The organism is Cryptosporangium arvum DSM 44712 (assembly GCF_000585375.1).
GTDB lineage: Bacteria > Actinomycetota > Actinomycetes > Mycobacteriales > Cryptosporangiaceae > Cryptosporangium > Cryptosporangium arvum.
In genome coordinates this window covers 6,741,970-6,768,131 of record NZ_KK073874.1, presented here as the reverse complement: position 1 = coordinate 6,768,131, position 26,162 = coordinate 6,741,970, and the positions used below count along the sequence as shown (strand labels likewise).

Below are 26,162 nucleotides of genomic sequence, written 5' to 3'. Positions count from 1 at the left end.
CGATGCCCTCGTGACCTCAGCTGGCCGGTCGGTCAGATATCCGCAACAATGATGTTGTGAAAAACGTCGAGACGCCCGCCACGGCGGCACCCACCCAGGGTGCCGACGTCCGGCTGGGCTCCGACGTGAAAACCCGCGACCGGATCACCCGCATGCTGTTGGAAGACGGCGGCGCCACCGCGACGCATCTGAGCGAACGGCTCGGCCTCACCGCGGCCGCGGTCCGCCGCCACCTCGACGCCCTGCTGGCCGAAGGGGCGGTCGAGAGCCGGGAGAAGCCCGGCCGCGGTCCGCGCGGCCGCGGGCGCCCGGCCAAGGAGTTCGTGCTCACCGACGCCGGCCGGCAGACGTTCCCGCACACGTACGACGACCTGGCCGCCGAGGTGCTCCGGTTCCTGGCCCGCCTCCACGGGCAGGACGCGGTGGCGACGTTCGCCGCCGAACGCGTCCGGGTACTCGAGGAGCGCTGCCGGACGGCGATGGCCGACGCCGGGGACGATCCGCTCGCCCGGGCCGAGGCCCTGGCCGGGGCGCTCTCCGCGGAGGGCTACGCTGCCAGCGCGTCGGCGCTGGCCGGGGGTGGCCAGCTGTGTCAGCACCACTGCCCGGTGGCCCAGGTCGCGGCCGAGTTCCCGGAACTCTGCGAAGCCGAGACCGCGGTCATTTCCCGGTTGCTCGGCAGCCACGTCCAACGGCTCGCGACGATCGCGCACGGAGACGGCGTCTGTACGACGCACATACCGGTGCGCAAAGCAGTTTGAACCACCTGACCCACACCCGTCCCGGGAGGACGTCCTCATGACCGCCATCACGCCCGAGAACCGCTCGGAGGCCGGCGCGCCCGTCGCGACCGTGCCCCTCACGCAGGACGAGCAGATCGCGGCGCTGGGCAACTATGCGTTCGGCTGGTCCGACTCCGACGTCGCCGGCGCCGCCGCGCAGCGCGGAATCAACGAAGCCGTCGTCCGGGACATCTCGGCGAAGAAGAGCGAACCCGAGTGGATGCTCCGCCGCCGCCTGCGCGGGTTGACGCTGTTCGGCAAGAAGCCGATGCCCGACTGGGGCGCCGACCTCGGCGGCATCGACTTCGACAACATCAAGTACTTCGTCCGCTCGACCGAGAAGCAGGCGGCGAGCTGGGAAGAGCTTCCCGAGGACATCAAGAACACCTACGACAAGCTGGGCATCCCGGAGGCGGAGAAGCAGCGGCTGGTCTCCGGTGTCGCGGCCCAGTACGAGTCCGAGGTCGTCTACCACAAGATCCGTGAGGACCTCGAGGAGCAGGGCGTGGTGTTCATGGACACCGACACCGCGCTGCGCGAGCACGAGGACATCTTCAAGGAGTACTTCGGTTCGGTGATCCCGGTCGGCGACAACAAGTTCGCCGCGCTGAACACCGCCACCTGGTCCGGCGGCTCGTTCATCTACGTGCCGAAGGGCGTGCACGTCGAGATCCCGCTGCAGGCCTACTTCCGGATCAACACCGAGAACATGGGCCAGTTCGAGCGGACGCTGATCATCGTCGACGAGGGCGCGTACGTGCACTACGTCGAGGGCTGCACGGCGCCGATCTACTCGTCGGACTCGCTGCACTCCGCGGTCGTCGAGATCATCGTGAAGAAGAACGCCCGGTGCCGGTACACGACGATCCAGAACTGGTCGAACAACGTGTACAACCTGGTCACCAAGCGCGCCGTCTGCCACGAGGGCGCCACCATGGAGTGGATCGACGGCAACATCGGCTCCAAGGTGACGATGAAGTACCCGGCCGTCTTCATGACCGGCGAGCACGCCAAGGGCGAGGTCCTCTCGATCGCGTTCGCGGGCGAGGGCCAGCACCAGGACGCCGGCGCCAAGATGGTGCACGCCGCGCCGAACACGTCGTCGACGATCGTCAGCAAGTCGGTGGCCCGCGGCGGCGGCCGCACCTCGTACCGCGGCCTGGTGCAGGTGCTCGACGGTGCGGTCGGCTCGAAGTCGACGGTGAAGTGCGACGCGCTGCTCGTCGACACGGTCTCCCGCTCCGACACCTACCCCTACGTCGACGTCCGCGAGGACGACGTCGCGATGGGGCACGAGGCCACGGTCTCCAAGATCAGCGACGACCAGCTGTTCTACCTGATGAGCCGAGGGCTGACCGAGGACGAGGCGATGGCGATGATCGTCCGCGGCTTCGTCGAGCCGATCGCCCGCGAGCTCCCGATGGAGTACGCGCTCGAGCTCAACCGCCTGATCGAACTGCAGATGGAAGGCGCAGTCGGTTAGTCCCCGTTCGAACAGCGATAAGAGGTAAAAGCAAGTGTCTAGCGATGCTCCTGTGCTCGCCGGAGCGCACAGCCACGGTGGCCCGGCCGACGGCAAGCCGCCGGCCAGCAAGGCCGAGGCGCTGCGCTCCTACGACGTGGCCGACTTCCCCCGGCTCACCGGCCGGGAGGAAGAGTGGCGGTTCACGCCGCTCGACCGGCTCCGCGGCCTGCACGACAGCAGCGCCGAGCCGGCCGCCGACGCGCTCGACGAGCGCGTCGGCACCGCGGAGGGCGTCCGCGTCGAGCACGTGGGAACGGACGACCCGCGGGTCGGGAGCGCGCTGACACCGTTCGACCGTCCCTCCGCGGACGCGTACGGCAAGGTGAAGGCCGCCACCGTCGTCACGGTGACCGACGTCGTCCGCGAGTACGTGGTCATCGACCGCACCGGCCGGGACGCCAACGGCGCCAGCCACGGCCACCTCGTCCTCGACATCAAGCCCAACGCCGAGGCCAAGATCCTGCTCGACCAGGCCGGTAACGTCGCGCTGGCCGACAACGTCGAGATCCTCGTCGGTGACAACGCGAGCCTCACGTTCGTGACCCGCACCGACTGGTCGGCCGACTCGGTCCAGCTGCAGCACCAGCGGGTGAAGCTCGGCCGCGACGCGCGGATCACCCACATCGCGGTGACGCTCGGCGGCGACCTGGTCCGCCAGTACACGTCGGTGGAGTTCACCGGCCGCGGCGGCGAGATCGACGCGTACGGCATCTACTTCGCCGACGCCGGTCAGCACCTCGAGCACCGGCTGTTCGTCGACCACTCGGTGCCCGACTGCCGCTCGAACGTCGTCTACCGCGGCGCGCTGCAGGGCGCGGACGCCCACACGGTCTGGGTCGGCGACGTGCTGATCCAGGACGAAGCCAGCGGCACCGACACGTACGAGATCAACCGCAACCTGGTGCTCACCGACGGCGCCCGCGCCGACTCGGTGCCCAACCTGGAGATCGAGACCGGCGAGATCGTCGGCGCCGGGCACGCCAGCGCCACCGGCCGCTTCGACGACGAGCAGCTGTTCTACCTGCAGTCCCGGGGCATCCCGGCCGACGAGGCCCGGCGCCTGGTGGTCCGTGGCTTCTTCGCCGAGATCACCCAGAAGATCGGCAACCCGGAGCTGGTCGAGGCCATCACCTCCACGATCGACGCGCGGCTGGCCAAGGCGGGCGCGTAATGACGTACACCCGGGTCTGCGCCGTGAACGACGTCGAGGAGGAAGGAGTCCTCGCCGTCGAGGTCGACGGTGAGCCGGTCGCGGTCGTGCGGTCGAACGGCGAATTCTTCGCGATCCGCGACGAGTGCTCGCACGCGATCGTTCCGCTCTCCGAAGGCGACGTGGAGGACTGCGCGATCGAGTGCTGGCTGCACGGATCCCGCTTCGATCTGCGGTCGGGCAAACCCACCGGCCTGCCGGCGACCAAACCGGTGCCCGTCTACCCGGTCCGGGTCGACGGCGACGACGTTCTCGTATCTCTGAACACGAACCAGGAGTCCCCCCAGTGAGCACGCTCGAGATCCGCGACCTGCACGTCAGCGTCCTGACCGGCGACGATGCGAAGCCGATCCTGCGCGGGGTCGACCTCACCGTGAAGTCGGGGGAGACGCACGCGATCATGGGGCCGAACGGCTCCGGCAAGTCCACGCTGGCCTACTCGATCGCCGGCCACCCCAAGTACACGGTCACCAGCGGCACCGTGCTGCTCGACGGCGAGGACGTCCTCGCGATGAGCGTCGACGAGCGGGCCCGCGCCGGCCTGTTCCTCGCGATGCAGTACCCGGTCGAGGTGCCCGGTGTCTCGGTGTCGAACTTCCTGCGCACCGCGGCCACCGCGGTCCGCGGCGAGGCGCCGAAGCTCCGCCTCTGGGTCAAGGAAGTCAAGACCGCGATGGAGACGCTCGGCGTCGACCAGTCGTTCGCCGAGCGCAACGTCAACGAGGGCTTCTCCGGCGGTGAGAAGAAGCGGCACGAGATCCTCCAGCTCGAGCTGCTCAAGCCGAAGATCGCGATCCTCGACGAGACCGACTCCGGCCTCGACATCGACGCGCTCAAGTCGGTCTCCGAGGGCGTCAACCGGGCGCGGGCGAACGGCGACATCGGCACGCTGCTGATCACCCACTACACGCGGATCCTGCGCTACATCCAGCCCGACTTCGTGCACGTGTTCGTCGGCGGCCGCATCGTCCAGGAGGGCGGCCCGGAGCTCGCCGACGAGCTGGAGGCCTCGGGCTACGAGCGGTTCATCACCGCCGCGGGGGCTGTCTCATGAGTTATGACGTCGAGCTGATCCGGAAGGACTTCCCGATCCTCTCGCGTCGCCTGCACACCGAGGGCGGCGGCGAAGGCGTCCCGGTGATCTACCTGGACTCCGCGAACACTTCGCAGAAGCCCCAGGCCGTCATCGACGCGATGAGCGAGCACCTCGCCCGCCACAACGCCAACGTCGCCCGGGCCGTGCACACGCTCGGCTCGGAGGCGACGCTGGCCTACGAGGCGGCCCGGGACGCGGTGGCCGGCCTGATCCACGCGCCGAGCCGCAACGAGGTCATCTTCACGAAGAACTCGTCCGAGGCGCTCAACCTCGTCGCGTACTCGCTCGGCAACACCGCCGGTCGTCCCGCCGGCACGGCGTTCCCGCTGGTGGGCCCGGGCGACGAGATCGTGATCTCGGAGATGGAGCACCACTCCAACATCGTGCCGTGGCAGCTGCTCTGCGAGCGCACCGGCGCGACGCTGCGGTGGTTCGGGATCACCGACGACGGCCGGCTGGACCTGTCCGAACTCGACACGCTGATCAACGAGCGGACGCGGTTCGTCTCCTACGTCCACCAGTCGAACATCCTCGGCACCCAGAACCCGGTCGAGCCGATCGTGGCGCGGGCCCGCCAGGTGGGCGCGCTGGTGATGCTCGACGCGTCGCAGTCGGTGCCGCACATGCCGGTGAACGTGGCCGACCTCGGCGTCGACTTCATCGCGTTCACCGGGCACAAGATGGTCGGGCCGACCGGCATCGGCGTGCTCTGGGGCCGGGCGGATCTGCTCAACTCGATGCCGCCGTTCCTCGGTGGCGGCGAGATGATCGAGACCGTCTCGATGGAGGGCTCGACGTTCGCCGGGATCCCGCACCGGTTCGAGGCCGGTACGCCGATGATCGCCGAGGCCGTCGGGCTCGGTGCCGCCGTGCGGTACCTGACCGAGCTGGGCCTGGAGAACATCCAGGCGCACGAGCACCGGCTGGTGGAGTACGCGCTGCCGCGCCTGAAGTCGGTTCCGGGCCTGACGATCGTCGGGCCCGACACCACCGAGGCCCGGGGCGGCACGATCTCGTTCTCGCTCGGGGAGATCCACCCGCACGACATCGGCCAGTACCTGGACGAGCTGGGTATCGCGGTCCGGGTGGGGCACCACTGCGCCCGCCCGACCTGCGTCCGGTTCGGGGTTCCGGCCACCACGCGCGCCTCGTTCTACCTGTACACGACCGAAGCGGAAATTGACGCGCTCGTCGATGGGTTGCACCAGGTAGTCCGGTTCTTCGGGTGATGGAGTTTTTCGTATGAGTGGCTTGTTCGGGGACGCGATGTACCAGGAGATCATCCTGGACCACTACAAGCACCCGCACGGGCGCGGTCTGCGTGACCCGTTCGAGGCGCAGGTGCATCACGTCAACCCGACCTGTGGTGACGAGGTGACGCTGCGGGTCCACCTGTCCGGTGACTCGGTGGCCGACGTCTCGTACGACGGCGCCGGGTGCTCGATCAGCCAGGCGTCGGCGTCGGTGCTGCACGAGTTGATCGTGGGGAAGTCGGTCGAGGGCGCGTTCAGCACCGTCGACACGTTCGTCGAGCTGCTCCAGTCGCGCGGGCAGATCGAGCCCGACGAGGAAGTGCTGGAGGACGCGATCGCGTTCGCCGGCGTCGCCAAGTACCCGGCGCGGGTGAAGTGCGCTCTGCTCGCGTGGATGGCGTTCAAGGACGCGACGGCGCAGGCCGTCTCAAAAGAAGGGGCTGAGGCATGACTGAGCCGGTAGCCGGCGGCGGTGCCGCCCTGGACATCGCCAAGATCGACGACGTCGAAGAGGCCATGCGTGACGTGGTCGACCCGGAGCTCGGGATCAACGTGGTCGACCTCGGGCTCGTCTACGGCATCCACGTCGACGACACGAACATCGCCACGATCGACATGACGCTCACGTCCGCGGCGTGTCCGCTCACCGACGTGATCGAGGACCAGACCCGGGCCGCGCTGGTCAGCGGTGGCCTGGTTGAGGACTTCCGGGTCAACTGGGTCTGGATGCCCCCGTGGGGCCCGGACAAGATCACCGACGACGGCCGCGAGCAGCTCCGCGCTCTGGGCTTCAACGTCTGACGATCGCCTCGCGAGCTCCCCGTCACCCTCCGGGTGGCGGGGAGTTCGTGTTCCCGGCGGCCGCGGTCCGGAGGCGGCGCCGGGCCACGACCAGGAGGGCCGCGGCGGGGGCCAGCGCGGTGGAGCCGACGACGAGGGCGGCGCGCAGGGACCACCAGGTGCCGAGGGCGCCGAGAGCGGGGCCACCGGCGACCTGACCCGTGGCGTCGAACATGTCCCGGGCCGAGAGCACGGTCGCGCGGACGCCGGGATCGGTGCGTTCGACCAGCCAGGCGCTCAGCACCGGGGCGAACGCGGTGCGCGCGGCCGAGAGCGCCAGCGCGGCGCCTATCGCCACCCAGACGTTCGTGGCCAGTCCGAACACGATCGTGGTGACGAGCAGCGCGGCGACGACGACGAGCAGCGTCCGCATGGTGTCGCCGGTCCGGGTGGCGAGCGACTGGGTGACGGCGAGCCCGAGCAGGGTCGCGGCCACACCCAGGACGCTGAACCAGAGGGTGGCGTCGGGGCCGGGGAGCCGGAAGTTCTCCAGGAGATGCGCGCCCCAGAGCCGGTCGATCGCCTCGCTCCACCCCCCGACGAGCGCGACCACGCCGAACACCAGCAGGAACGCCGGCCGCCGCACGATCAGCGCCCAGGCCGCCCGCACCGTCCCCAGCGCCGAGAGATCACCCTCGGCCGGGACGCGGGCGCGCGTCCGTGCGGGCATGACGACGACGAGCGACGCCGCGGTCGCGAGCAGCAGGCCACCGCCGGCCAGCAGCGGCAGATCGAGGCGCCGCGCGGCCACCACGCCGCTCACCGCGGTGCCCAGCAGCGTGCCGACCAGCCCGGCCTGGGACCCACGCAGGTACACCCGGGTGAGGTCGCCGGTGCCGACCTCCCCGGCGATCCAGGCTTCCAACGCTCCGCTCACCAGCGCGTACCCCAGCGCGCCGACCACCTGCGCGGCCAGGACGCCGGCGAAGGTCGGTAGCGAGCCCTCCACCACCAGCCCGACGCCCAGGACAGCGACCCCCAGCACCACACACGTCCGGCTGCTGCCGAGGTCGGCGAGCACGCCGGTGGGCAGCTGGAACGTGAAGTACGCGGCCTCGAGCGCCGTCCCGACCAGCACGAGCTGCAACGGGTCCAGCCCGGCGGCCTCCACCCGGTAGACGACGATCGTCGTGTACACGAGCCCGGTGGTCGCCGCGAGCGCGAACGAGATCCCGAGGTACACCCGGTAAGCCGCCACAGCGCCAGGAGACACCGGACGGCAAGCGAATTACCCGGCCAACCCGACCGGCGCGGTCCGGCGGCCCTCACGGCGTGCCCGCAGCCGGGCCCCGAGCGCCACCGGGCCGAGGCCCAGCCCGTAGATCATCGTCGGCAAGCTCGGGGTCGCCGACACCGGTGAGCACCACCGCCGTGTCCTGGCCGTGCTGGCCTTCCTCGGCAACCGTAGGGTGACCTGACATGGGAGGAAAGCCGGCCGCCGGCGGCGGACGCTGGGTCGAGGTCCCGCCCGAGCGCCTGGAGCGCTGGCTGGCCGGCTTCACCGAACGCCACGGCGAGGGCCGCACCGACGTCGCGGCGGACGTCGTCACCGTGCACGGGGCCGACGGCGCGATCGCCGAGTGCCACGCCCCGTTCCCACCGTTGGTGATCGGCGTGCGCGACCCGCTCGAGGCGCTGGTGACGCACACCGCGACCGACCGGCGGGTCGGGGTGCTGCTGGTGCGGCTCGGTGGCTACGCGGCCGGGATCTTCGAGGGCACGCGGTTGGTCGTGTCGAAGGTCGACACCCGGCCGGTGCACGGCCGCAACAAGGCCGGCGGCTGGTCGCAGCAGCGGTTCGCCCGGCGTCGCGAGGGGCAGGCGCGCCAGCTCACCGAGGCGGCGGCGGCCGTCGCCGAGCGCGTGCTCCTCCCCGAAGCGGGCACGCTCGACGCGGTCGTGCTCGGCGGCGACCGGGCCGCGGTCGACACCACGCTCGAGAACCGCACGCTGGCGCCGCTGCGTCAGCTGGCGGTCGAGCGCTTCCTCACCGTCCCCGACCCCCGCCGCACGATCCTCGAAGCCACCCCGGAGGCGTTCCGCGCGGCCCGCATCCGGGTGGCGCCGTAGTCCACTCAGGGTGGCGTCGCCGGGACGGTGAAGAGGTCGCCGGGCTGGCAGTCGAGCACCTCGCAGAGCGCGGTCAGCGTGCTGAACCGGATCGCTCGCGCCCGCCCGTTCTTCAGGATCGACAGGTTCGCCAGCGTGATGCCGACCTTGCCCGCCAGCTCCGTGAGCGTCATGCCCCGCTCGGCGAGCAACCGGTCGATGTGCACGTCGACGCGGTGCTGCTCGTCCGGCGGCATCACACCACCCCGGCGAGGTCGGCCTGGATCGCCCGTCCCCGCTTCAGCACCTCGGCCACGGCCAGGAACCCGAGGCTCGAGAACGCCCAGACGAACGAGTAGGTCGCGCCTCCGCTGAGCGCCCCGGACACGGACACGCTCTCCGACAGCTCGGTCACGGCGATCAGTTCGAGCACGAACGCCAGCGCGCTCCCCACCAGCAGCACCCAGCCGGTCAGCGCGAGCCGCTGGATGTTCGCGTCCGAGAACGGCTCGCCCCGGCGCGCGGAACGCACCACCAGCAGGAGCATCACCAGCGTGAACACGATGAGCGCGAACCAGGGCGCGGTGCGTAGCGCTTCCCACGCGACCTGCGACCCGGTCGGGTCGTCCACGATCACCGCCACCGGACCGGCCTGCTCGGGGCGGACCCCCGGCGCCAGGCCGGACAGCGTCGGCGTGCCCTGGACCGCGACCGTGATCGGCACGCGGGCGACGAGCTGCCAGGCTCCCGCGATCAGTCCCACGCCGCAGGCCGCGAGCGCCACGATCAGCAGGATCTCGAACTCCCCGAGGTGCCCTCGTCGTCGCATGGCCGTCTCCCTTATCGAAAGTCGATAACATCGATATTCGATAAGGTGGTCTCCGTTGTCAAGCGGTCAGATCCAGCCGGAGCGGCGGGCGGCGGCGACGGCCTCGTGGCGGTTGGCTGCGCCGAGTTTGCCGGTCGCCGACGACAGGTGGTTGCGCACGGTGCCCGGCGAGAGCGAGATGCGCACCGCGATCTCCTCGACCGTCGCGCCGTCGGCGGCGAGCTCCAGAACGTCGGCCTCGCGGGGGGTGAGCGGGCTCTCGCCGGCGGCGATCGCGTCCGCGGCGAGTTCGGGGTCGACGTACCGGCCGCCGCCGGCCACGGTGCGGATCGCGGCGGCCAGCACCGACCCGGACGAGGTCTTCGGCAGGAACCCCCGCACGCCGATCTCCAGCGCCCGCTTGAGGTAGCCGGGCCGGCCGTGGCTGGTCAGCACCATCGTCGCGCAGCCGGGCACGGCGGCGTGGATCTGCGTGGCCGCGGCGAGCCCGTCGGCGCCCGGCATCTGCAGGTCGAGCACCGCGACGTCGGGCAGCTCCTTGCTCGCCATCGCGACCGCCTCGGTTCCGGACGCCGCCTGGGCCACGATCAGCAGGTCGTCCTGCAGGTCGAGCAGGCCGGCGATGGCGCTGCGCACGAGGTTCTCGTCGTCGGCCAGCAACACCCGGATCACGCGCGCACCTCCCGCCCACCGTCGGCCCCCGAGACCGCCGCCGGGGCACCCGCCGCCGGTATCTCGGCGCGCAGCACGAACGACCCGTCGCGTTGCTCGGACGTGAGCTCACCCCCGAGCGGGCGGAGCCGCTCGGCCAACCCGACCAGCCCGGACCCCTGCCCGAGCGGCCCGCTCACGCCGTCGTTCTCCAGCCGCACGTGCACCGTGCCCCCTTCTTCCCGTACCTCGATCCGGCACAGCGTGGCGTTCGAGTGCCGCACCACGTTCGTCACGCCTTCGCGCACGACCCAGGCCGTCGCGGTCCGGACGTCGTCCGGCAGCGTGCCGACGTCGGCGCTCATCCGGCTCTTCACCCCGGCCGAGCGCAGCAGCGCCGCCGAGCCTTCCAGCTCGGTCCGCAGGTCGATCGTCCGGTACCCGCGGACGGCCTCGCGCACCTGACGCAGCGACTCCTGCGCGATCGTGCGCACCTCCTCGGCCCGCTCGGCCGCCTCCGGACGACCGCGCCGGGCGAGCTCGGCGACCAGGTCGCTGGTGACCGCGATCGCCGACAGGTCGCGCCCGACGATGTCGTGCAGGTCACGCGCGAACCGCAGCCGCTCCTCGGCCACCGCGAGCTCGGCCCGGGTCCGATCCGCGTCCGCCAGCCGACGCACCACGTTGACCAGCCAGACCGACAGCTGCGCCGTGCCCGCGACCACGTACAGGAGCAGAACCATCTGCACGGTCAGTGGGACGAGCTGTTCCGGTTGGTCCCGCACGTTCGACTGCAGCGCGATCGCGCCGGCGAACGCCAGGCCGATCGGTACGTAGAACCGCGAGCCGAAGGCGCCGATCGGAGCCATCGTGAACGCCGCGACCGTCAGCAGCGCGGGCCCGCGAATGTTCCCGATCGGGAGCAGGCTCACGATCACGGTGGCGACCAGCGCGGCTCCAGCCAGCAGCGTCAGGTGCGGCCGGCCCAGCGCCCGGCCGATCACCTGCCGATCGACGAGGAACGCGGCCAGCAGCGACATCCCGACCACGGTGGCGACGAGCGTGATCACCACCGGCTCGCTGATCTCGCCCCGCTGCACGGCCGGCACCGACGCGATGACCAGCGGGCCGACGACCAACAGCGGGAGGATCGAGGACCGGGTGTAGAGCGTCACCCGGCCGAGGTCGTCGGTGCTCTGCCACCACCGCCATGGGTTCATGCGTCCGATCATGCCCGGGGCGACCAGCGGAACGACGTCCGGACCAGCAGGGATCCCAGGACGATCCAGCCCAGCAGGATCCCGATCTGCCCCGCGGTGCCGGCCAGTTCGGCGGTGCCGAGCCACCCGGTGCGCGCCAGTTCGAGCACCGGGGCCAGCGGGGTGAACTGCGCGACCCGCGCCAGGTTCTCCGGCATCGAGTCGATCGGCACGGCCAGGCCGCCGCCGAACAGGCAGATCGCGAGCACCGGCAGGCTGGTGATCTGCACCGACTCGACGGTCTTCGAGATCACCGCGGTGAGCAGTGCGACGACCGACAGCATCACCGCGCCGAGCAGCAGCGCGACCAGCACGACGAGCGGGTTGCCCGGCGCGGGCAGGCCGAGTGCCAGCGCCCCGACCACCCCGAACAGCACCACCTGGGCGATCGCGACCACGGTGCCGGGCAGCGCGAGCGCGCTCAGGATCTCCGCGTCGCCGGCCTCACCGGTGCGCAGGCGCTGCAGGACACCTTCCTCCCGCCGCGCCACCGACGCGCTCAGCACCGTGTAGTAGACGACGAACAGCAGCACCATGCCGGTGAACAGGCTGACCATGCCGGCCGCGGCGTTGTCGTCGGTCCGGCCGTCCTGCGCGGACGCGAGCGCGGCGACCAGCCCCAGCGGCACCAGCACCGCGGTGAACAGCAGCGTCTTGTTGCGGCGCAGCAGCAGCACCTCGGCGCGTCCGAGCGAGTAGGTCCGGTGCAGTACGGCAGTCATCGGGCGATCTCCTCGAGCTCACGGGGGGCGGGGTCGTCGGTGCTGCGGGCCAAGGCGAGGAACGCGGTCTCCAGCGACGCCGGGGTGGCGCGCAGTTCGGGCAGCGCGATCCCGGTGTCGTCGGCCCAGCGCAGCACGCGGCTGAGCGTGCGCTGCAGGCTGCCGGTACGCACCACGACGTGCCTGCCCTCGACCTCCACGGCCTCACCGGCGTCGAGGACTCCGGCCGGGGGTCGGCCTACGGTGTCGCCCCAGCGGATCTCGGCCCGGTAGGTGGCGACGACCTCGTCGAGCGTGCCCTCGGCGACGATCCGGCCGCGGTGCAGGATCGCGAGTGCGTCCGAGAGCTCCTCGGCCTCCTCCAGATGGTGGGTGGTGAGCAGCACTGCCGTGCCGGCGTCGACGAGCGCGCGGATCAGCGTCCAGATCCGGCGGCGGCTCTCGGCGTCCAGGCCGGTCGTCGGCTCGTCCAGCATCAGCAGGTCGGGGCGGCCGAGCAGCGCGACCGCGAGGTCCAGCCGGCGGCGCTCGCCGCCGGAGAGGCTCTTGATCGGCACGCCCATCCGGTCGGCCAGGTCGACGGCCTCGATCGCCTCGTCGGCCGGCCGGGGCGCGCGCATCGTTCCGGCCCACATGCGCACGGCCTCGCCAACGGTCAGCTCGCCCGGTAAGCCGCCGGACTGCAGCACGACCCCGGTGCGGTGCCGGACGGCCCGGCGCTCCCGGATCGGGTCGTGGCCCAGCACCCGCACGGTTCCGGACGTCGGCGCGGCGAGGCCGGCGACGACGTCCATCGTGGAGGTCTTGCCGGCGCCGTTCGTGCCGAGCAGGCCGAACACCTGGCCGGGCGCCACCTGGAAGCTGATGCCCCGGACGGCCTCGGCGCCGGACTTGTAGGTCCGGGTGAGGTCGCGGACGTCGACCGCGTTCATCGCGGGTTCCGGGTGGCCGAGGCCTGCGTGCGGGCCGCCAGGACCAGGCGGGTCACGATGTAGGCGCCCATCGCGAAGCTGAAGATCGTGAGGAACCGCTGGTTGTCGACGATCAGCCACGCTCCCCCGAGGAGGGCCAGCGTGGTGATCGTGACCGCCAGCTCCCGGCGCACGGTGGGAGCCGAGGTGAGCGACATCGAGTCGGCGAGGTAGTTCGACAGCGCGTTGTTGGCCATGACTCAAGCCTGGTGGCGATCCCGGCTCCGGGCCCGTGCGCGGTTACACGACCTTTCGGGTGCGGCTCACGGCCGACCCATGAGGTTTGTCATGCCCGCTTGAGCGTGGTGCAGGACTGCGGGTCACCGCTGTTGCGGCCGACGTCGAACCACTGCTCGCGCTGGGCGGCCGAACCGTGCGTCCACGTCTCCGGGTTGACCTGGCCCCCGGACTGCTCCTGGATCCGGTCGTCACCGACCGCACCGGCGGCCCCGAGAGCGGACTTGATGTCCTCCTGGGAGACGCCCTCGACGAGGCTCTGGGCTCCGCCGGTCGCGTTCGCCGTCCACACCCCGGCGTAACAGTCGGCCTGCAACTCCAGCGCGATCGAGTACTGGTTGGCCTTGCCGGGGTTCTGCTGCTGCAGCTTCCGGACCTCGCCCTCGAACCCGGTCAGGTACTGCACGTGGTGCCCGAACTCGTGCGCCAGCACGTAGGCCTGGGCGAACTCGCCGGGTGCCCCGAACCGCTTCGCGAGCTCGTCGTAGAACCCCAGATCGATGTAGATGCGCTGGTCACCGGGGCAGTAGAACGGCCCGACGGCCGACGTGGCCTGACCGCACGCGGTGTTCACACCCTGGGTGAAGAACCGCAGCGTGGGGTCGCTGTACTTCGCGTTCAGGGCCGGTGCGCCGTCGGTGCCCCAGTAGTCGCGCAGGTCGTCGAAGACCGCGACCTGCCGGCACTGGACGAGATCGAACCGCTTCTCGTTCGTCGCCGCGCACTCCTGCGCGAGGTTCGCCGAGCCGCTGGGCGCCGGGCTCGACGAGTCGCTTCCGAGCGTGTTGTAGCCGAGCAGCGCCAGCACCACGGTGACGATCAGCCCGAGCGCGCCCCCGCCGACGACCATCGGGCCACCGAAGCCACCTCCGCCTCCCCGTCCGTCTTCGACCTTGGAGAGGTCAAGGTTGGCGTCGTCGTCGAAGTCCATCGTTCGCACCGTCCTACCGAAGCCAGCCTGTCCGCCGCCGATCCGGTACCCCGCCGGAGGCCGTGCCAACCTACTCCGGCCGCGGCCTCGGAACTCGCTCGGGGCGGCCGGGTAGACTGGCTCTGTGCGCTCGTAGACCGACCCTCGCCTTGTGTCCGTCCGGCCCGTCCGTCTGCGAGGAATCTTCACCGTGATCACCGTTACCGGCCTCGAGCTGCGCGCGGGTGCGCGCATCCTGCTCTCCGACACCACGCTGCGCGTGCAGCCCGGTGATCGGATCGGCCTGGTCGGCCGGAACGGCGCCGGCAAGACGACCACGCTCAAGGTGCTGGCGGGCGAGGGCCTGCCGTACGCGGGCGAGGTCAGCCGGCGCGGCGAGGTCGGCTACCTCCCGCAGGACCCACGCACCGGCGACCTCGACGTCACCGCCCGCGACCGGGTGCTCTCCGCCCGCGGGCTCGACGTGCTGCTGCACGACATGGACAAGGTGCAGGTCGGGATGGCCGAGGCGGCCACCGACAAGGACCGCGACAAGCTGGTCCGCCGGTACGGCCGCCTGGAGGACCAGTTCGCGGCGCTCGGCGGGTACGCCGCCGAGAGCGAGGCCGCGCGCATCTGCGCGAACCTCGGCCTGCCCGACCGGGTGCTCGGTCAGCCGCTGCGCACGCTCTCCGGCGGTCAGCGCCGCCGCGTCGAACTGGCTCGGATTCTCTTTTCCGACGCCGAGACGCTGCTGCTCGACGAACCGACCAACCACCTCGACGCCGACTCGATCACGTGGCTGCGCGACTACCTCAAGGGCCACAAGAGCGGCCTGATCGTCATCTCCCACGACGGCGATCTGCTCGAGGCCGTCGTCAACAAGGTCTGGTACCTGGACGCCAACCGCGCCGAGGTGGACCAGTACAACCTCGGCTGGAAGGCCTACCACGCGCAGCGGGAGGCCGACGAGCGGCGCCGCAAGCGTGAGCGTGCCAACGCCGAGAAGAAGGCCGGCGCGCTGATGACGCAGGCCGACAAGATGCGCGCGAAGGCCACCAAGGCCACCGCGGCGCAGAACATGGCCAAGCGGGCCGAGAAGCTGCTGGCCGGGCTGGCCGACGAACGTGTGTCGGACAAGGTCGCGAAGGTGCGCTTCCCGACGCCGGCGCCCTGTGGGCGCACACCGCTCACCGCGTCCGGGCTCTCCAAGAGCTACGGCTCGCTCGAGATCTTCACCGACGTCGACCTGGCGGTCGACCGGGGCACGCGCGTCGTCGTGCTCGGGCTGAACGGCGCCGGGAAGACCACGCTGCTGCGGCTGCTCTCCGGCATGGAGCAACCCGACACCGGCGCGGTCGAGCCCGGCCACGGGCTCCGGCTCGGCTACTACGCCCAGGAGCACGAGACGCTCGACACCGAGCGCACCGTGCTGGAGAACATGCGTTCCGCGTCGCCGGACAGCTCCGACGGCGAGATCCGGCGGCTGCTGGGTGCGTTCCTGTTCTCCGGCGACGACGTCGACAAGCCGGCCGGGGTGCTCTCCGGCGGGGAGAAGACCCGGCTGGCGCTGGCCGGCCTGGTGAGCTCGGCGGCGAACGTGCTGCTGCTCGACGAGCCGACGAACAACCTCGACCCGGCCAGCCGCGTCCAGGTGCTGGACGCGCTCACGACCTACACCGGCGCGGTCGTGCTGGTGACGCACGACCCCGGCGCGGTCGAGGCGCTCAAGCCGGAGAAGGTGATCCTGCTGCCCGACGGGGTGGAGGACAACTGGTCCGACGACCTGATGGAACTGGTGTCGCTGGCCTGAGCCGGCCGACGACGAAGGGCTCCTACCCCGCGGGGTAGGAGCCCTTTCGCGTGAGCCGTCGCCCGGTTGCTTACGGGGTGGTGCCGGCTCCGACGCCCGGAGCGTCGTTGCTGCCGCCCGAGGGCGCCGTGGACGGCATGGGAGCGGTCGTCGGTGCCGTGGTGGGCGCGGCGGTCGTCGGTGCGGTCGTCGGTGCCGTGGTGGGGGCGGCCGTCGTCGGTGCGGCACTCGGTGCCGCGGCCTTCGTCGGGGTCGGCTTCGGGGCTGCGGCCGCGCGCGGCGCGGCGCTACCGGCGGTCACCGGCTGGCTGCTGCTCTCCTCCGACGGCGAGGTGCGGCGAGTCAGGTTGCCCGACGTCGACCGCGACGCGGAGGCCGACGGGGACGGCTCGGCCGAGGCATCGGCGCCGACCGCGCGCTGCCCGTCGGGGAAGAGCGTGTTCAGGCCGACCGAGCTCCCGGTGAAGAGGCTGAACGCCAGGAGTCCGATGTAGAGGAGACAGGCGCTGGAAACGACGACGCCGACGAAGCGGACACGGCGCCGGCGTCGGCCGGTGGTGTCGAGAAAGACCGGTGCGTTGGAGGTGAGTTCATCACCGACCGGTTCGAGACGCTGCGTGACGTCGGAGGGGGCGACAGGGTTCACGAATTCGAGAGTAATGACTGTTTGGAGTGGGCTGGGCTCACGCTTAGTAAGGGGCAATCAGGGTGGTATCCGGACAGATTTCGCCGCCAATCCGCACTAAGTCCGGACAAAGCCGAGATGGGATAACGAGATTGGCTATCTGGTAACTCACAGTTGATTTGTGTCGGGTGTGTGACACATGGTTACTGAGAGTGTCTGACCACTTGCGATAGGTGATTTACCGGGCTCAGGGGAACAGTGTGTCGAGCAGACGGTCGACGATTCCGCCCTGATCGCCGGCCGACGGGGACGTGGCCGGTGTGGACGGTTGGGCCGGGTTCGCCGGGTTCGCGGGCGCGGAGGTGGCGGCCGGGGCCGACGGGGGTGACGACGTGGCCGGAGCGGCTGCGGCGGGGGCGCTGGGGGAGGCGGCCCGGGAACGAGGCGCGTCCGCGCGCGGTGTCCCGGCCCGGCGGGTGTCCGGTCCGGTGCCGGGTGCGACCGGGCGCTTGGCGGCGGCGGCGTCGGCGTCGGCGGCGGCGGTGGTGCGGGGGATCACGGCCTTGGTGCTGGCGACCGGGGCTCCGGTGGCGGCCGGGGAACGGTTGCCCGGCCGGTATTCGGGGGCGCCGAGCGACTGCGAGTCGTGGCCGGAGAGGAGGCTCAGCACGAGCACCGCGGCGTAGGTGAGACCGGCCAGGCTGACCAGCCAGAGCAACGCGCGGACGCGGCGACGGCGACGACCGGTCGTGTCGAGGAAGACGGGTAAGGCGTCGTCGCCGATGCTGCGCAGCGCCTGGGTGTCCGCGGTCGGGTTCACCTCGGGTTCGGCGCGGGCGCGGGCGCGGGCGTCGGCCTGGGCGTTGGCCCGAGCGTCGGTCTGGGCGTCGGCCCGGGCGTCGGCCCGAGCGTCGGCCCAGGTGTCGGCCCAGGTGTCGGCCCAGGTGTCGGTGGCCGGCGAGGGGGCCGGTGAAGGGGCCGTGGCCGGGGAGAGGGCCGGCGAGAGTGTCGGCGAAGGGGCCGTGGCCGGTCGGGTGTCGGCGGCCGGTGGCTCCGGACGGGAGCCGGCGCTGGTGTCCCGCACTTCGTCGCTGTCGCCGGGGGACTTCGCGATCGAAGGGGTCCAGAACGCCGGAGCGACGCCTGCGGTGTCGTCGGTCGGGACGAGAGGCATGGTCCCAGGCTATGCGCTGGGGCGAGGCCCCACGGCTCCACGTAACCGGATATGTCCTACTTATCGATTACTTTCGTTGGGGGCATTCGTCGTGCCCCCAACGGCCGTCAGCCTCGCCCGTTGCCGTTCCCATTGCCATTCCCATTCCCGTTCCCGTTTCCGTTGCCGCCGGTGTCCGGGTCGCTCGGGTCGCCCGCGCTCGGGCTCGCGTCGGGCGACGCGCTGCGGGTGCGCGTGCGGGTCGGCGCGGGCTCGCTGGGCTCGGTGGGCTCTTCCTCCTCCGCCGCGGGCGGGGGAGCCGCTTTCGTCGGAGCGACCGGGTCGGTGTCCTGGCCGCTCCGGCGGGTGGGCTCGGCGGCCGGGCCCCCGGCGCTGGCCGACGCGGACGGCTGCTTCTTCGGGGGCGCCACCGACGCCGACGCCGACGGTGAGGGCGTCTTCTCGTCCTTCTCGCCGATCGTGCTCTTCATGACGTCCGGGCCGGCCATGAGGCTGATGACGATGCCGATCAGGAACAGCAGCGCGATGACACCGACCAGGCGGAAGAGCAACTTGATGCGCTTCTGCCGCTTGCCGCTGCCGTCCACGAACACCGGCCGCAGGTCGTCGGGCCGGGAGAACATCTGCGTGGCCTGGTCGTCGCTACCGGCCGGCAGGCCTTCGATCAGCGGCATCTCTTCCGGGCGCCGGATCATCTGGGTGGCGGCGTCGTTGGCGGGCGGGCCGCCGACCCGGGTGGCGCCGAGGCCGGGCGGCGGGGGACCACCGGCGGCGCCGGACGACGGCCGCGGGACGAACATCTGCGTGGCCTGGTCGTCCTCGTCGCGTAACGCGCGGTCGAGGGGGGAGCGGTCGCCGGCCTTCGGCAGGATCATCGTCGACTCGGAGTCGATGTCCGGCGGGGGCGCCGGGAGATCGCGGCGCGGCGGCGGGCCGTCCGCGGGCGGGCGGGCGGCCGGGATCGGGCGGGTTTCCGGGCCCGCGCCCGGGCCGAGCGACGGGAGACCGAGTTCGTCCGGGCGGACGCGTCGAGTGGCCTGCTCCGCGTCGTCGTCGTAACCGCCGCGACGGCCGCGCTCGTCGTAACCGCGCTCGTCGTAACCGCGCTCGTCGTAACCACGGTCGTCGCCGCGACCGCGTCCCCGGTCGCCGTAGTCGTCCCGGCGTCCCCGGCCGCGGTCGTCGTACCCGCCGCGGTCGTCCCGGGGGCTTCGGTCGTCGTACCCGCCCCGGTCGTCGCGGGGACCACGGTCGTCGCGGGGACCCCGGTCGTCCCGGGAGCCGCGGTCGTCGTAGCGGGCCCGGTCGTCGTACCCGCGGTCGTCCCGGCCACCACGGCCGCGACCCTCGTACCCGCGGTCGTCGTACCGGCCCCGGTCGTCGTACCCGTCCCGGCCACCGTCGTCGTAGGAACCCCGGTCGTCGCGAGAGCCCCGGTCGTCGCGAGAGCCCCGGTCGTCGCGAGAGCCCCGGTCGTCGTATCCGCCGCGCTGGTCGTATCCGCCGCGGTCGTCCGCCCCCCGGTCGTCCCGGGAGCTCCGGTCGTCGTACCCGTCCCGCGAGTCGCGGGCACCGCGGCCGCTCCGCTCGTCGTACCGGTCGTCCCCGCGACGGCCGGTCTCGTGACGGCGGTCGGAGAACTCGTCGTCGGAGTACCGCTCCCGCGACGGACGGGCCTGCGGCGGTGCCGGCGGGGTCGGTGGTGCGGGTGGGGCCGGTGGACGGGGCGGAGCTTGCCGGGTCGGCTCGGAGCTGGAACGGCCGCGCGGACGGTACGCGTCACCCTCGGACGAACGCGCCTGACGGTAGGCCGTCGCGTCAGCGTCCGCACCGCGGGGAAGGTCGTACGTCCCACCGCTGGAGCGGGCGTCGTCATACCGATAGCCGGGAGCCATGGCTTTCAGGGTAAAGCGTTCGGTGTGCGGCTCACGATCTGGTGGTGACAGTTCGGTCCGTTCGGCCGGTCAACCAGCGACGTTCGCTCAGCCCCGACGGTGCGTAGTCTCGACCCGGACAGCGGCGATCAGGTGGGGTGAGCTGGGTGGACGTCGACCGGCCGGGGGTCAGGACCGTTGTCGTCGGCAACGTCTCGCGCTGGGACGAACAGGCGGTCCAGGTCCTGGACGTGCTCGCGGCCACCGGGCGCGAGCTCACCGGGGCCGTTCGGGTGGTCGTCCTGGTGCTCGACGGGTCGATCACGACAGGCGCTCGATCCACTACGGAGAGTGTGCGGAGCGGGTTGGTCGATCTGTCCGAAGCGGAGTGCGACGCCGTACTCGCCGGCTACCAGGACGCGGTGGCGTGGTTGCGCCGGGCCGACACGGTCTCGGTGGCCGCCGCCCGGGGCCCGCTCTCCGGGCCCGCCGTCGACCTCGCGCTCAGCTGCGACCTCCGGGTGTTCGCGCACGACGTGTCGGTGACGCTCGGTGGCCCGCCGCTACTCGGGGTGACCGATCGGCTCGTCGCGCTCATCGGGTCCGGCCGGGCCGCCGAACTCGCGCTGACCGGCCGCCCGGTGACCGCCGCCGAGGCGGAGCGGCTCGGTCTGGCGACCCGGGTGGTCCCGGGCTCGGATCTCCGGGCCGCGACCGACGACCTGGTCGCCGGTCTCCTCGCGACCGACCGCGCCGTCCTCGCCGAGACCAAGGCCCTGTTCGCGGCCCCGGGCGCCGCCGCCGAACGCGGCTCGTTCGCGCGCCGGGCCCGCGGCCTCGACCCCGGCTGAGCCCTCAACCGCGCGGCGGCGGGGAGCCCTGCACCCCGCGTCGGCGGGGAGCCCTAACCTCGCGGCGGCAAAGAGACGTCCACGACGACCGGCGCGTGGTCCGAGGGGCCTTTGCCCTTGCGCGCGTTGCGGTCCACGTACGCGTCGGTCACCGCGCCCGCCAGCGTGGCGTCGGCGTAGAAGAGGTCGATCCGCATGCCCTTGTTGTTGGGGAAGGCCCCGGCGCGGTAGTCCCAGTAGGTGAACGGGTGGTCGTACTTCAACGGCCGCGGGAAGACGTCGACCAGGCCCGCCTCGCGCAGCGCGGCCAGCGCGGCCCGCTCCGGCGGGGTGACGTGCGTCGCGCCGACGAAGACGGCGGGATCCCAGACGTCGTCGTCGGTCGGCGCGACGTTGAAGTCGCCGGTGACGACGAACGGGCCCGCGCCGAGCTCGGACTTCACGGTGCGCTGCAGCGCCTCGAGCCAGGCCAGCTTGTACTGGTAGTGCGGGTTCTCCGGTTCGCGGCCGTTCGGCACGTAGATCGACCAGACCCGGACGCCGCCGCAGGTCGCGCCGATCGCCCTGGGCTCGGGGCCGGGGAACCCGGGCTGGTCGATCAGCTCCCGGGTGACGTCGGCCAGCCCGACGCGGGACAGCAGCGCCACCCCGTTCCACCGTCCGTCGCCGTGGGCCGCGGTCTCGTAGCCGAGTTCGGCGACCGCCTCGGCCGGGAACGCTTCGGTCGTGGTCTTGATCTCCTGCAGGCACAACACGTCCGGCTCGGTCTCCGCGAGCCACTCGAGCAGCCGGGGGAGCCGCGCGGTCACGGAGTTCACGTTCCAGGTCGCCAGGCGCACGCCCCCATCCTGCCAGCGCGGCGGAATCAGCCCGCTGATTACAGCGTTGCAGCAGCCATGACCCAACCGATGGCCGCGATGGAGATGATGCGGTCGCTGCGTCGCGACCGTGGCGATCAGCGCAAGCTCCCACCGGGCACCTGGAAGCGCATCCTGGCGTTCGCGCAGCCCTACCGGCGCGACATCGCGGTGTTCCTGACCGCGACCGTGGTCTCGAGCGTGATCGCGGTCGTGACGCCGGTGCTGGCCGGCCGCGTCGTGGACGCGATCAACCGCGGCGGGCCCCGCAGCGCCGTCGTCACGGTGGCGCTGGTGATCGCCGGGCTGGCCGTGGTCGACACCGTGCTCTCGATGGTCGGGCGCTGGTTCTCGTCCCGGATCGGCGAGGGCATCATCCTCTCGCTGCGGACCCGGGTCTTCGCCCACGTGCAGCGCATGCCGGTCGCGTTCTTCAGCCGGACGCAGACCGGCGCGCTGGTCAGCCGGTTGAACAACGACGTGATCGGGGCGCAGCGAGCGTTCACCTCGACGCTGTCGGGCGTGGTGTCGAACGTCATCGCGCTGGTGCTGACGCTCGCGGTCATGCTGACGCTGTCGTGGCCGATCACGCTGGCCGCGCTCGTGCTCCTGCCGGTGTTCGTCCTGCCCGCACGGCGGGTCGGGCGGCGGCTGGCCGGGATCACCCGGGAGGCGGCCGAGCTCAACGCGTCGATGAACACGACGATGACCGAGCGGTTCAACGTCGCCGGCGCGATGCTGGTCAAGCTGTTCGGCCGCCCCGAGGACGAGGAGGAGGCGTTCGGGCGTCGCGCCGCCCGCGTGCGTGACGTCGGCGTGCTCTCCGCGGTCTACTCCCGGGCGTTCTTCGCGGCGCTGACGCTCGTCGCCGCGCTGGCCACGGCGCTGGTCTACGGGGCGGGCGGCTGGCTGGCGCTGGCCGGAGGCCTGTCGGCCGGCACCGTGGTCAGCCTGGCGCTGCTGCTCACCCGCCTCTACGGCCCGCTGACGGCGCTGTCGAACGTCCAGCTCGACGTCGCGAGCGCGCTGGTGAGCTTCGACCGGGTCTTCGAGGTGCTGGACCTCGAACCGGCCCTCACCCCGGGTTCGGCGACGATTCCGGACGGCGCGCGCAGCGTCGAGTTCCGCGGGGTGTCGTTCAGTTACCCGGCCGCCGACGAGGTGTCGCTCGCCTCGCTCGAGGACGTCGCCGTGCTGGACACGGCCCCGCGCACCCCGGTGCTGCACGACATCGACTTCGAGGCCCGGCCGGGGCAGCTGGTCGCGCTGGTCGGCCCGTCCGGGGCCGGGAAGACCACGATCTCGTCGCTGGTACCGCGCCTGTACGACGTGGATTCCGGCGCGGTGCTGGTCGGCGGGGTCGACGTGCGTGACGCGACGACGGCGTCGTTGCGCAACGCGGTCGGCGTCGTCACGCAGGAGGCGCACCTCTTCCACGACACGATCCGGGCCAACCTGCTGTTCGCCCGGCCCGGCGCGGCCGAGGACCAGCTCTGGGATGCGCTGCGCCGGGCCCGTATCGAGCCGCTCGTGCGTTCGCTCCCGGACGGGCTCGACACGGTCGTCGGAGAGCGTGGCCACCGGCTGTCGGGCGGGGAGAAGCAGCGGCTCGCGATCGCCCGGCTGCTGCTCAAGGCGCCCGGCGTCGTCATTCTGGACGAGGCGACCGCCCACCTCGACACCGACTCCGAGCGGGCCGTGCAGCAGGCGCTCGACGAGGCGCTGGCCGATCGCACCGCGCTGGTCATCGCCCACCGCCTGTCCACCGTGCGCGGCGCCGACCTGATCCTCGTCGTCGACGACGGCCGGATCGTCGAACGCGGCACGCACGAGTCGCTGCTCGCCGCCGGCGGCCTCTACGCGACGCTGTACTCAGCCGGCGGTGCTCACGTTCCCAGTGCGACGTAGCTTCTGCCAGCGCAGCCGGGCGCCGGTGAGCGCCGTCGCCACGGACTGGATCAGCACGACGTACATCAGCTGCCGGTAGACGATCTGCTGCAGCGGGAACGCCCACAGTGGCCGCAGCGGTTCCTTGTCGAGCCGGAACGCCACCACCGCGATGACCAGCTGCACGGCCAGCATGCCCAGCCACCCGAGGACGGTCAGCGCCGCGTCGTAGTAGAGCAGGCCGTAGACCAGGAAGATGTCGATGAGCGGCGCCAGCAGGGGCAGCACCACGCCGAACAGCGCCAGGAACGGCAGCCCGATCCGTCCGAAGCGGCCGGACGGCCCGCGGTCGAGGAACGCGCGGCGGTGCTTCCACATCGCCTGCATCGTCCCGTAGGTCCACCGGTAGCGCTGGGTGGCCAGCTGCCCGATCGTGGCCGGGGTCTCGGTCCAGGCGCGTGCCTGGTCCTGGTAGACGACGTGCCATCCGGCCCGGCTCAGCGCCATCGTCAGGTCGGTGTCCTCGGCGAGCGTGTCGTCGCTGACGCCACCGACCTGCGCCAGCGCCTCGCGCCGGAACGCGCCGATCGCGCCGGGCACCGTCGGCATGCAGCGCATGATCTCGTAGGCCCGGCGGTCCACCGCGAACCCGGTGACGTACTCGATGTGCTGCCAGCGGCCGAGCAGGCTGCGCCGGTTGCCGACCTTCACGTTCCCGGCCACCGCGCCCACCGCCGGGTCGGCGAACGGCCGGGCGAGCGCGCTGATCGAACCCGGCTCGAACAGGGTGTCGCCGTCGACCATCACGACGATCGGGTAGTCGGTCTCGGCGGCGCCGATGTTCAGCGCGCGCGCCTTGCCGCCGTTCGCCACCCGGATGACCTTCACGTTCGGGAACCGGAGGGCCTCGACCAGGTCGGCCGTGCGGTCGGTGGAGCCGTCGTCGACGACGACGACCTTGACCGGCACCTCGTTCCCGTCCGCGTCGCGGCCGACGTAGTCGCTCGCGACGAGCGATCGCACGGCCGCCTCGATCCCGGCGCTCTCGTTGTAGGCCGGCACCACGACCGTCACCGGCAGCGTCACCGGCGTCGGGTAGCCCTTGCGGCGCTTGACCAGGTGCCGGACGGTCAGCAGCAGCATCAGCGCCAGCCGGCCGATCGTCAGCACGCCGACGATCAGGATCAGCACCGTGCACCAGAGCACGAACTGGTGGGCCAGCCAGATGCCGTAGAGCACCGCGCGGCCGCGCAGCACCTCGCTGCCGTCCGCGGTCCGGTGCACGTCGGCGGTGACCTCGGCGTCGCCGAAGTCGATGCCTCGGGAGAGCGTCGTGAACGAGTACCCGAGCTTCTTCATCGTCGGGATGTAGATGTCGAGCGCGGCGACGGTCTCGGCCCGGTTGCCGCCGGCGTCGTGCATGAGGACGGCCGCGCCCTTGGTGCCCTCGGGGGTGGCGTTCTCGACGATCTTCCGCACCCCCGGGCGGGCCCAGTCCTCGCCGTCCACGTCCGCGACGACCGTCACGTACCCCAGGCCACCGGCTTCCTTGATGATCGGCCAGTAGGTGTTGTCGATCGCGTCGGCGGTGGAGGAGTACGGGAAGCGCAGCAGCGAGGTGGTGTCGCCGGTCGCGCCGACCACGGCCATCTGGGTCGCCGAGTACTGCAGGCGCCGCTCCCAGGCGCCGATCGTCGACATGTCCCGGTGGGTGAACGTGTGGATCCCGATCTCGTTGCCCTCGCGGTGCACCCGCTCGACCATCGACGGGTCCTCGGTTATGCGGGCGCCCACCATGAAGAACGTGGCGTCGACGTCGTGCTTCTTCAGCACGTCGAGGATCTGCGGGGTCCAGGTCGGGTCCGGGCCGTCGTCGAACGTCAGCGCGATCGTCTTCTCCTTCATGCGGAAGGAGGAGGTCGTCCGGCCGAGCGTCGTGTCGATCACCGGACCGCCGTCGGTGATCTGATCCGGCACGTCGGTGGAGCTGCCGGCCTCGTGGACGGTGCTGGACGCGCCGACCGAGGCGGTGGCGACCGCGTTCAGGAACAGGATCGCGCAGAGAAAGACCAGAAGGATGACGACGAGCGGCACGCGTCCGCGCGCTTTGCGCTCGCCGCGCTTCTCCTCGTGCGGGCTGGGGTTCCGGTTCCTGCGCCCGCGCCGGAACCGCCACGCCGCGGGCGGCCGCGGTTCCCCGGCGCCTGACACGTTCGGTGCGCCGGCTGCGCCGGCTGCGCCGGGTGTGGCGGCTGCGCCGGCTGAGTCCGGGCCGTCCGGGCCGGACGGGCCGGACGGCTCGGCGGGGTCGAGGCGGTCGGACCGGGGCATCGCAGTCCTTCGGTCGGCGGGCGGGTCACGGCCGCCACACCCGGGCCCGGGCTACCTCGCGGTCGCGCTCGCGGTCACCGACGCGGTGGGCGTCGGCATCGCGGTCGAGAGGTCGACCGACGAGCCGAACAGCCCGCCGGCCAGCACGCCGAACGCGGCGACGAAGGCCAGGCAGAGCACCACCGCGAGGATCCGTAACCGGCGGGCACGGCGCCCGGAGCTGTCCACGAAGACGGGGCCATGAGTGACGGTGAGTAGTTCAGTGCGGTCCATGGGATCAAGCCTAGAAGCGTGATGAACCGTGCTAATCGGACTCACAGGCTTAACAAAGCGCCCAAAACCGTCACCCGCTCGGATCCGAATGCTGACATATCCTCGTCAGCTTACCGTTAAGGTGCGCTACTCCTCGTCATTCC

The 26,162-nt window shown here is 71.7% G+C and carries 28 protein-coding genes; 13 read left to right on the top strand and 15 right to left on the bottom strand.

Annotated features, from left to right (window positions below; genetic code table 11):
• Positions 1-113 precede the first annotated feature (113 nt).
• Genes CRYAR_RS31060 through CRYAR_RS31025 form a run of 8 tightly spaced genes read left to right on the top strand, consistent with a single transcriptional unit; the run spans position 114 to position 6,667 of the window.
• Positions 114-761, top strand: a complete 648-nt coding sequence (locus CRYAR_RS31060; protein ID WP_035868308.1) for a helix-turn-helix domain-containing protein — start codon at positions 114-116, stop codon at positions 759-761.
• A gap of 37 nt (positions 762-798) precedes the next feature.
• Positions 799-2,265, top strand: coding sequence for a Fe-S cluster assembly protein SufB (gene sufB / locus CRYAR_RS31055; protein ID WP_051571167.1), 1,467 nt, complete (start codon positions 799-801; stop codon positions 2,263-2,265).
• A gap of 52 nt (positions 2,266-2,317) precedes the next feature.
• Positions 2,318-3,478 carry a Fe-S cluster assembly protein SufD gene (gene sufD / locus CRYAR_RS31050; RefSeq protein ID WP_035856842.1) on the top strand — a complete coding sequence of 387 codons (1,161 nt, stop codon included), beginning with the start codon at positions 2,318-2,320 and terminating at the stop codon, positions 3,476-3,478.
• Entirely contained in the window at positions 3,478-3,807 is a 330-nt protein-coding gene (locus CRYAR_RS31045) for a non-heme iron oxygenase ferredoxin subunit (protein ID WP_035856841.1), read from the top strand. The genes sufD and CRYAR_RS31045 overlap by 1 nt, the downstream gene beginning before the upstream one ends.
• The gene (gene sufC, locus CRYAR_RS31040) at positions 3,804-4,571 is read left to right on the top strand and encodes a Fe-S cluster assembly ATPase SufC (protein WP_035856840.1); all 768 of its coding nucleotides are present in this window, start codon (positions 3,804-3,806) and stop codon (positions 4,569-4,571) included. The genes CRYAR_RS31045 and sufC overlap by 4 nt, the downstream gene beginning before the upstream one ends.
• Positions 4,568-5,842, top strand: coding sequence for a cysteine desulfurase (locus CRYAR_RS31035; protein WP_035856839.1), 1,275 nt, complete (start codon positions 4,568-4,570; stop codon positions 5,840-5,842). The genes sufC and CRYAR_RS31035 overlap by 4 nt, the downstream gene beginning before the upstream one ends.
• Positions 5,843-5,855: 13 nt before the next feature.
• A complete protein-coding gene (sufU, locus tag CRYAR_RS31030; RefSeq protein WP_035856838.1) occupies positions 5,856-6,317 on the top strand; it encodes a Fe-S cluster assembly sulfur transfer protein SufU in 462 nt (153 codons plus the stop codon).
• The gene (locus tag CRYAR_RS31025) at positions 6,314-6,667 is read left to right on the top strand and encodes a metal-sulfur cluster assembly factor (protein WP_051571166.1); all 354 of its coding nucleotides are present in this window, start codon (positions 6,314-6,316) and stop codon (positions 6,665-6,667) included. Before sufU ends, CRYAR_RS31025 begins: the two co-directional genes overlap by 4 nt.
• A gap of 22 nt (positions 6,668-6,689) precedes the next feature.
• Here the strand turns inward: CRYAR_RS31025 and CRYAR_RS31020 are convergent, their stop codons facing one another.
• Together CRYAR_RS31020 and CRYAR_RS50395 are read right to left on the bottom strand one after the other, a co-directional pair.
• Complete coding sequence (locus tag CRYAR_RS31020) at positions 6,690-7,904, bottom strand: MFS transporter (RefSeq protein WP_035856837.1); 1,215 nt, start codon at positions 7,902-7,904, stop codon at positions 6,690-6,692.
• Between the two features lie 30 nt (positions 7,905-7,934).
• Entirely contained in the window at positions 7,935-8,060 is a 126-nt protein-coding gene (locus CRYAR_RS50395) for a hypothetical protein (RefSeq protein WP_281174639.1), read from the bottom strand.
• A gap of 65 nt (positions 8,061-8,125) precedes the next feature.
• On the opposite strand from CRYAR_RS50395, the gene CRYAR_RS31015 reads away from it, so the two are divergent.
• The gene (locus tag CRYAR_RS31015; RefSeq protein WP_035856836.1) at positions 8,126-8,776 is read left to right on the top strand and encodes an acVLRF1 family peptidyl-tRNA hydrolase; all 651 of its coding nucleotides are present in this window, start codon (positions 8,126-8,128) and stop codon (positions 8,774-8,776) included.
• A gap of 5 nt (positions 8,777-8,781) precedes the next feature.
• Here CRYAR_RS31015 and CRYAR_RS31010 read toward each other — a convergent pair whose 3' ends face one another.
• The 8 genes from CRYAR_RS31010 to ypfJ form a co-directional block, all read right to left on the bottom strand.
• Positions 8,782-9,012 carry a helix-turn-helix domain-containing protein gene (locus tag CRYAR_RS31010; protein ID WP_035856835.1) on the bottom strand — a complete coding sequence of 77 codons (231 nt, stop codon included), beginning with the start codon at positions 9,010-9,012 and terminating at the stop codon, positions 8,782-8,784.
• Entirely contained in the window at positions 9,012-9,584 is a 573-nt protein-coding gene (locus tag CRYAR_RS31005) for a DUF2975 domain-containing protein (RefSeq protein WP_035856834.1), read from the bottom strand. The genes CRYAR_RS31010 and CRYAR_RS31005 overlap by 1 nt, the downstream gene beginning before the upstream one ends.
• 66 nt (positions 9,585-9,650) lie before the next feature.
• Positions 9,651-10,256: a response regulator transcription factor gene (locus CRYAR_RS31000; RefSeq protein WP_035856833.1), complete on the bottom strand. Its 606-nt coding sequence runs from the start codon at positions 10,254-10,256 to the stop codon at positions 9,651-9,653.
• On the bottom strand, positions 10,253-11,455 hold the full coding sequence (locus tag CRYAR_RS43895; protein ID WP_063725948.1) for a sensor histidine kinase: 1,203 nt from the start codon (positions 11,453-11,455) through the stop codon (positions 10,253-10,255). Before CRYAR_RS43895 ends, CRYAR_RS31000 begins: the two co-directional genes overlap by 4 nt.
• 8 nt (positions 11,456-11,463) lie before the next feature.
• The gene (locus CRYAR_RS30990; RefSeq protein WP_035856832.1) at positions 11,464-12,216 is read right to left on the bottom strand and encodes an ABC transporter permease; all 753 of its coding nucleotides are present in this window, start codon (positions 12,214-12,216) and stop codon (positions 11,464-11,466) included.
• Positions 12,213-13,148: an ABC transporter ATP-binding protein gene (locus CRYAR_RS30985; RefSeq protein WP_035856831.1), complete on the bottom strand. Its 936-nt coding sequence runs from the start codon at positions 13,146-13,148 to the stop codon at positions 12,213-12,215. Before CRYAR_RS30985 ends, CRYAR_RS30990 begins: the two co-directional genes overlap by 4 nt.
• On the bottom strand, positions 13,145-13,384 hold the full coding sequence (locus CRYAR_RS30980; protein ID WP_035856830.1) for a hypothetical protein: 240 nt from the start codon (positions 13,382-13,384) through the stop codon (positions 13,145-13,147). Before CRYAR_RS30980 ends, CRYAR_RS30985 begins: the two co-directional genes overlap by 4 nt.
• An 89-nt stretch (positions 13,385-13,473) precedes the next feature.
• Positions 13,474-14,355, bottom strand: coding sequence for a KPN_02809 family neutral zinc metallopeptidase (gene ypfJ, locus CRYAR_RS30975; protein WP_035856828.1), 882 nt, complete (start codon positions 14,353-14,355; stop codon positions 13,474-13,476).
• A gap of 190 nt (positions 14,356-14,545) precedes the next feature.
• Here ypfJ and CRYAR_RS30970 point away from each other — a divergent pair, with 190 nt between their 5' ends.
• Together CRYAR_RS30970 and CRYAR_RS44675 are read left to right on the top strand one after the other, a co-directional pair.
• On the top strand, positions 14,546-16,147 hold the full coding sequence (locus CRYAR_RS30970) for an ABC-F family ATP-binding cassette domain-containing protein (RefSeq protein ID WP_035868298.1): 1,602 nt from the start codon (positions 14,546-14,548) through the stop codon (positions 16,145-16,147).
• A 50-nt stretch (positions 16,148-16,197) separates the two neighbouring features.
• Entirely contained in the window at positions 16,198-16,641 is a 444-nt protein-coding gene (locus CRYAR_RS44675; RefSeq protein WP_157018197.1) for a hypothetical protein, read from the top strand.
• A gap of 378 nt (positions 16,642-17,019) precedes the next feature.
• Here CRYAR_RS44675 and CRYAR_RS47655 read toward each other — a convergent pair whose 3' ends face one another.
• Together CRYAR_RS47655 and CRYAR_RS43890 are read right to left on the bottom strand one after the other, a co-directional pair.
• Entirely contained in the window at positions 17,020-17,946 is a 927-nt protein-coding gene (locus CRYAR_RS47655; protein WP_035856827.1) for a hypothetical protein, read from the bottom strand.
• 107 nt (positions 17,947-18,053) lie between these two features.
• Entirely contained in the window at positions 18,054-19,841 is a 1,788-nt protein-coding gene (locus CRYAR_RS43890; RefSeq protein ID WP_051571164.1) for a hypothetical protein, read from the bottom strand.
• Between the two features lie 137 nt (positions 19,842-19,978).
• On the opposite strand from CRYAR_RS43890, the gene CRYAR_RS30950 reads away from it, so the two are divergent.
• Positions 19,979-20,671 carry an enoyl-CoA hydratase/isomerase family protein gene (locus CRYAR_RS30950; protein ID WP_051571163.1) on the top strand — a complete coding sequence of 231 codons (693 nt, stop codon included), beginning with the start codon at positions 19,979-19,981 and terminating at the stop codon, positions 20,669-20,671.
• Positions 20,672-20,724: 53 nt separating this feature from the next.
• Here the strand turns inward: CRYAR_RS30950 and CRYAR_RS30945 are convergent, their stop codons facing one another.
• Positions 20,725-21,510, bottom strand: coding sequence for an exodeoxyribonuclease III (locus CRYAR_RS30945; RefSeq protein WP_035856826.1), 786 nt, complete (start codon positions 21,508-21,510; stop codon positions 20,725-20,727).
• Between the two features lie 57 nt (positions 21,511-21,567).
• Here CRYAR_RS30945 and CRYAR_RS30940 point away from each other — a divergent pair, with 57 nt between their 5' ends.
• Complete coding sequence (locus CRYAR_RS30940; RefSeq protein ID WP_051571162.1) at positions 21,568-23,436, top strand: ABC transporter ATP-binding protein; 1,869 nt, start codon at positions 21,568-21,570, stop codon at positions 23,434-23,436.
• On the opposite strand, the gene CRYAR_RS30935 is transcribed toward CRYAR_RS30940, so the two are convergent.
• On the bottom strand, positions 23,401-25,746 hold the full coding sequence (locus tag CRYAR_RS30935; protein ID WP_084701156.1) for a bifunctional polysaccharide deacetylase/glycosyltransferase family 2 protein: 2,346 nt from the start codon (positions 25,744-25,746) through the stop codon (positions 23,401-23,403). The genes CRYAR_RS30940 and CRYAR_RS30935 overlap by 36 nt on opposite strands.
• A 51-nt stretch (positions 25,747-25,797) precedes the next feature.
• The gene (locus CRYAR_RS30930; protein ID WP_035856825.1) at positions 25,798-26,019 is read right to left on the bottom strand and encodes a hypothetical protein; all 222 of its coding nucleotides are present in this window, start codon (positions 26,017-26,019) and stop codon (positions 25,798-25,800) included.
• Positions 26,020-26,162 lie beyond the last annotated feature (143 nt).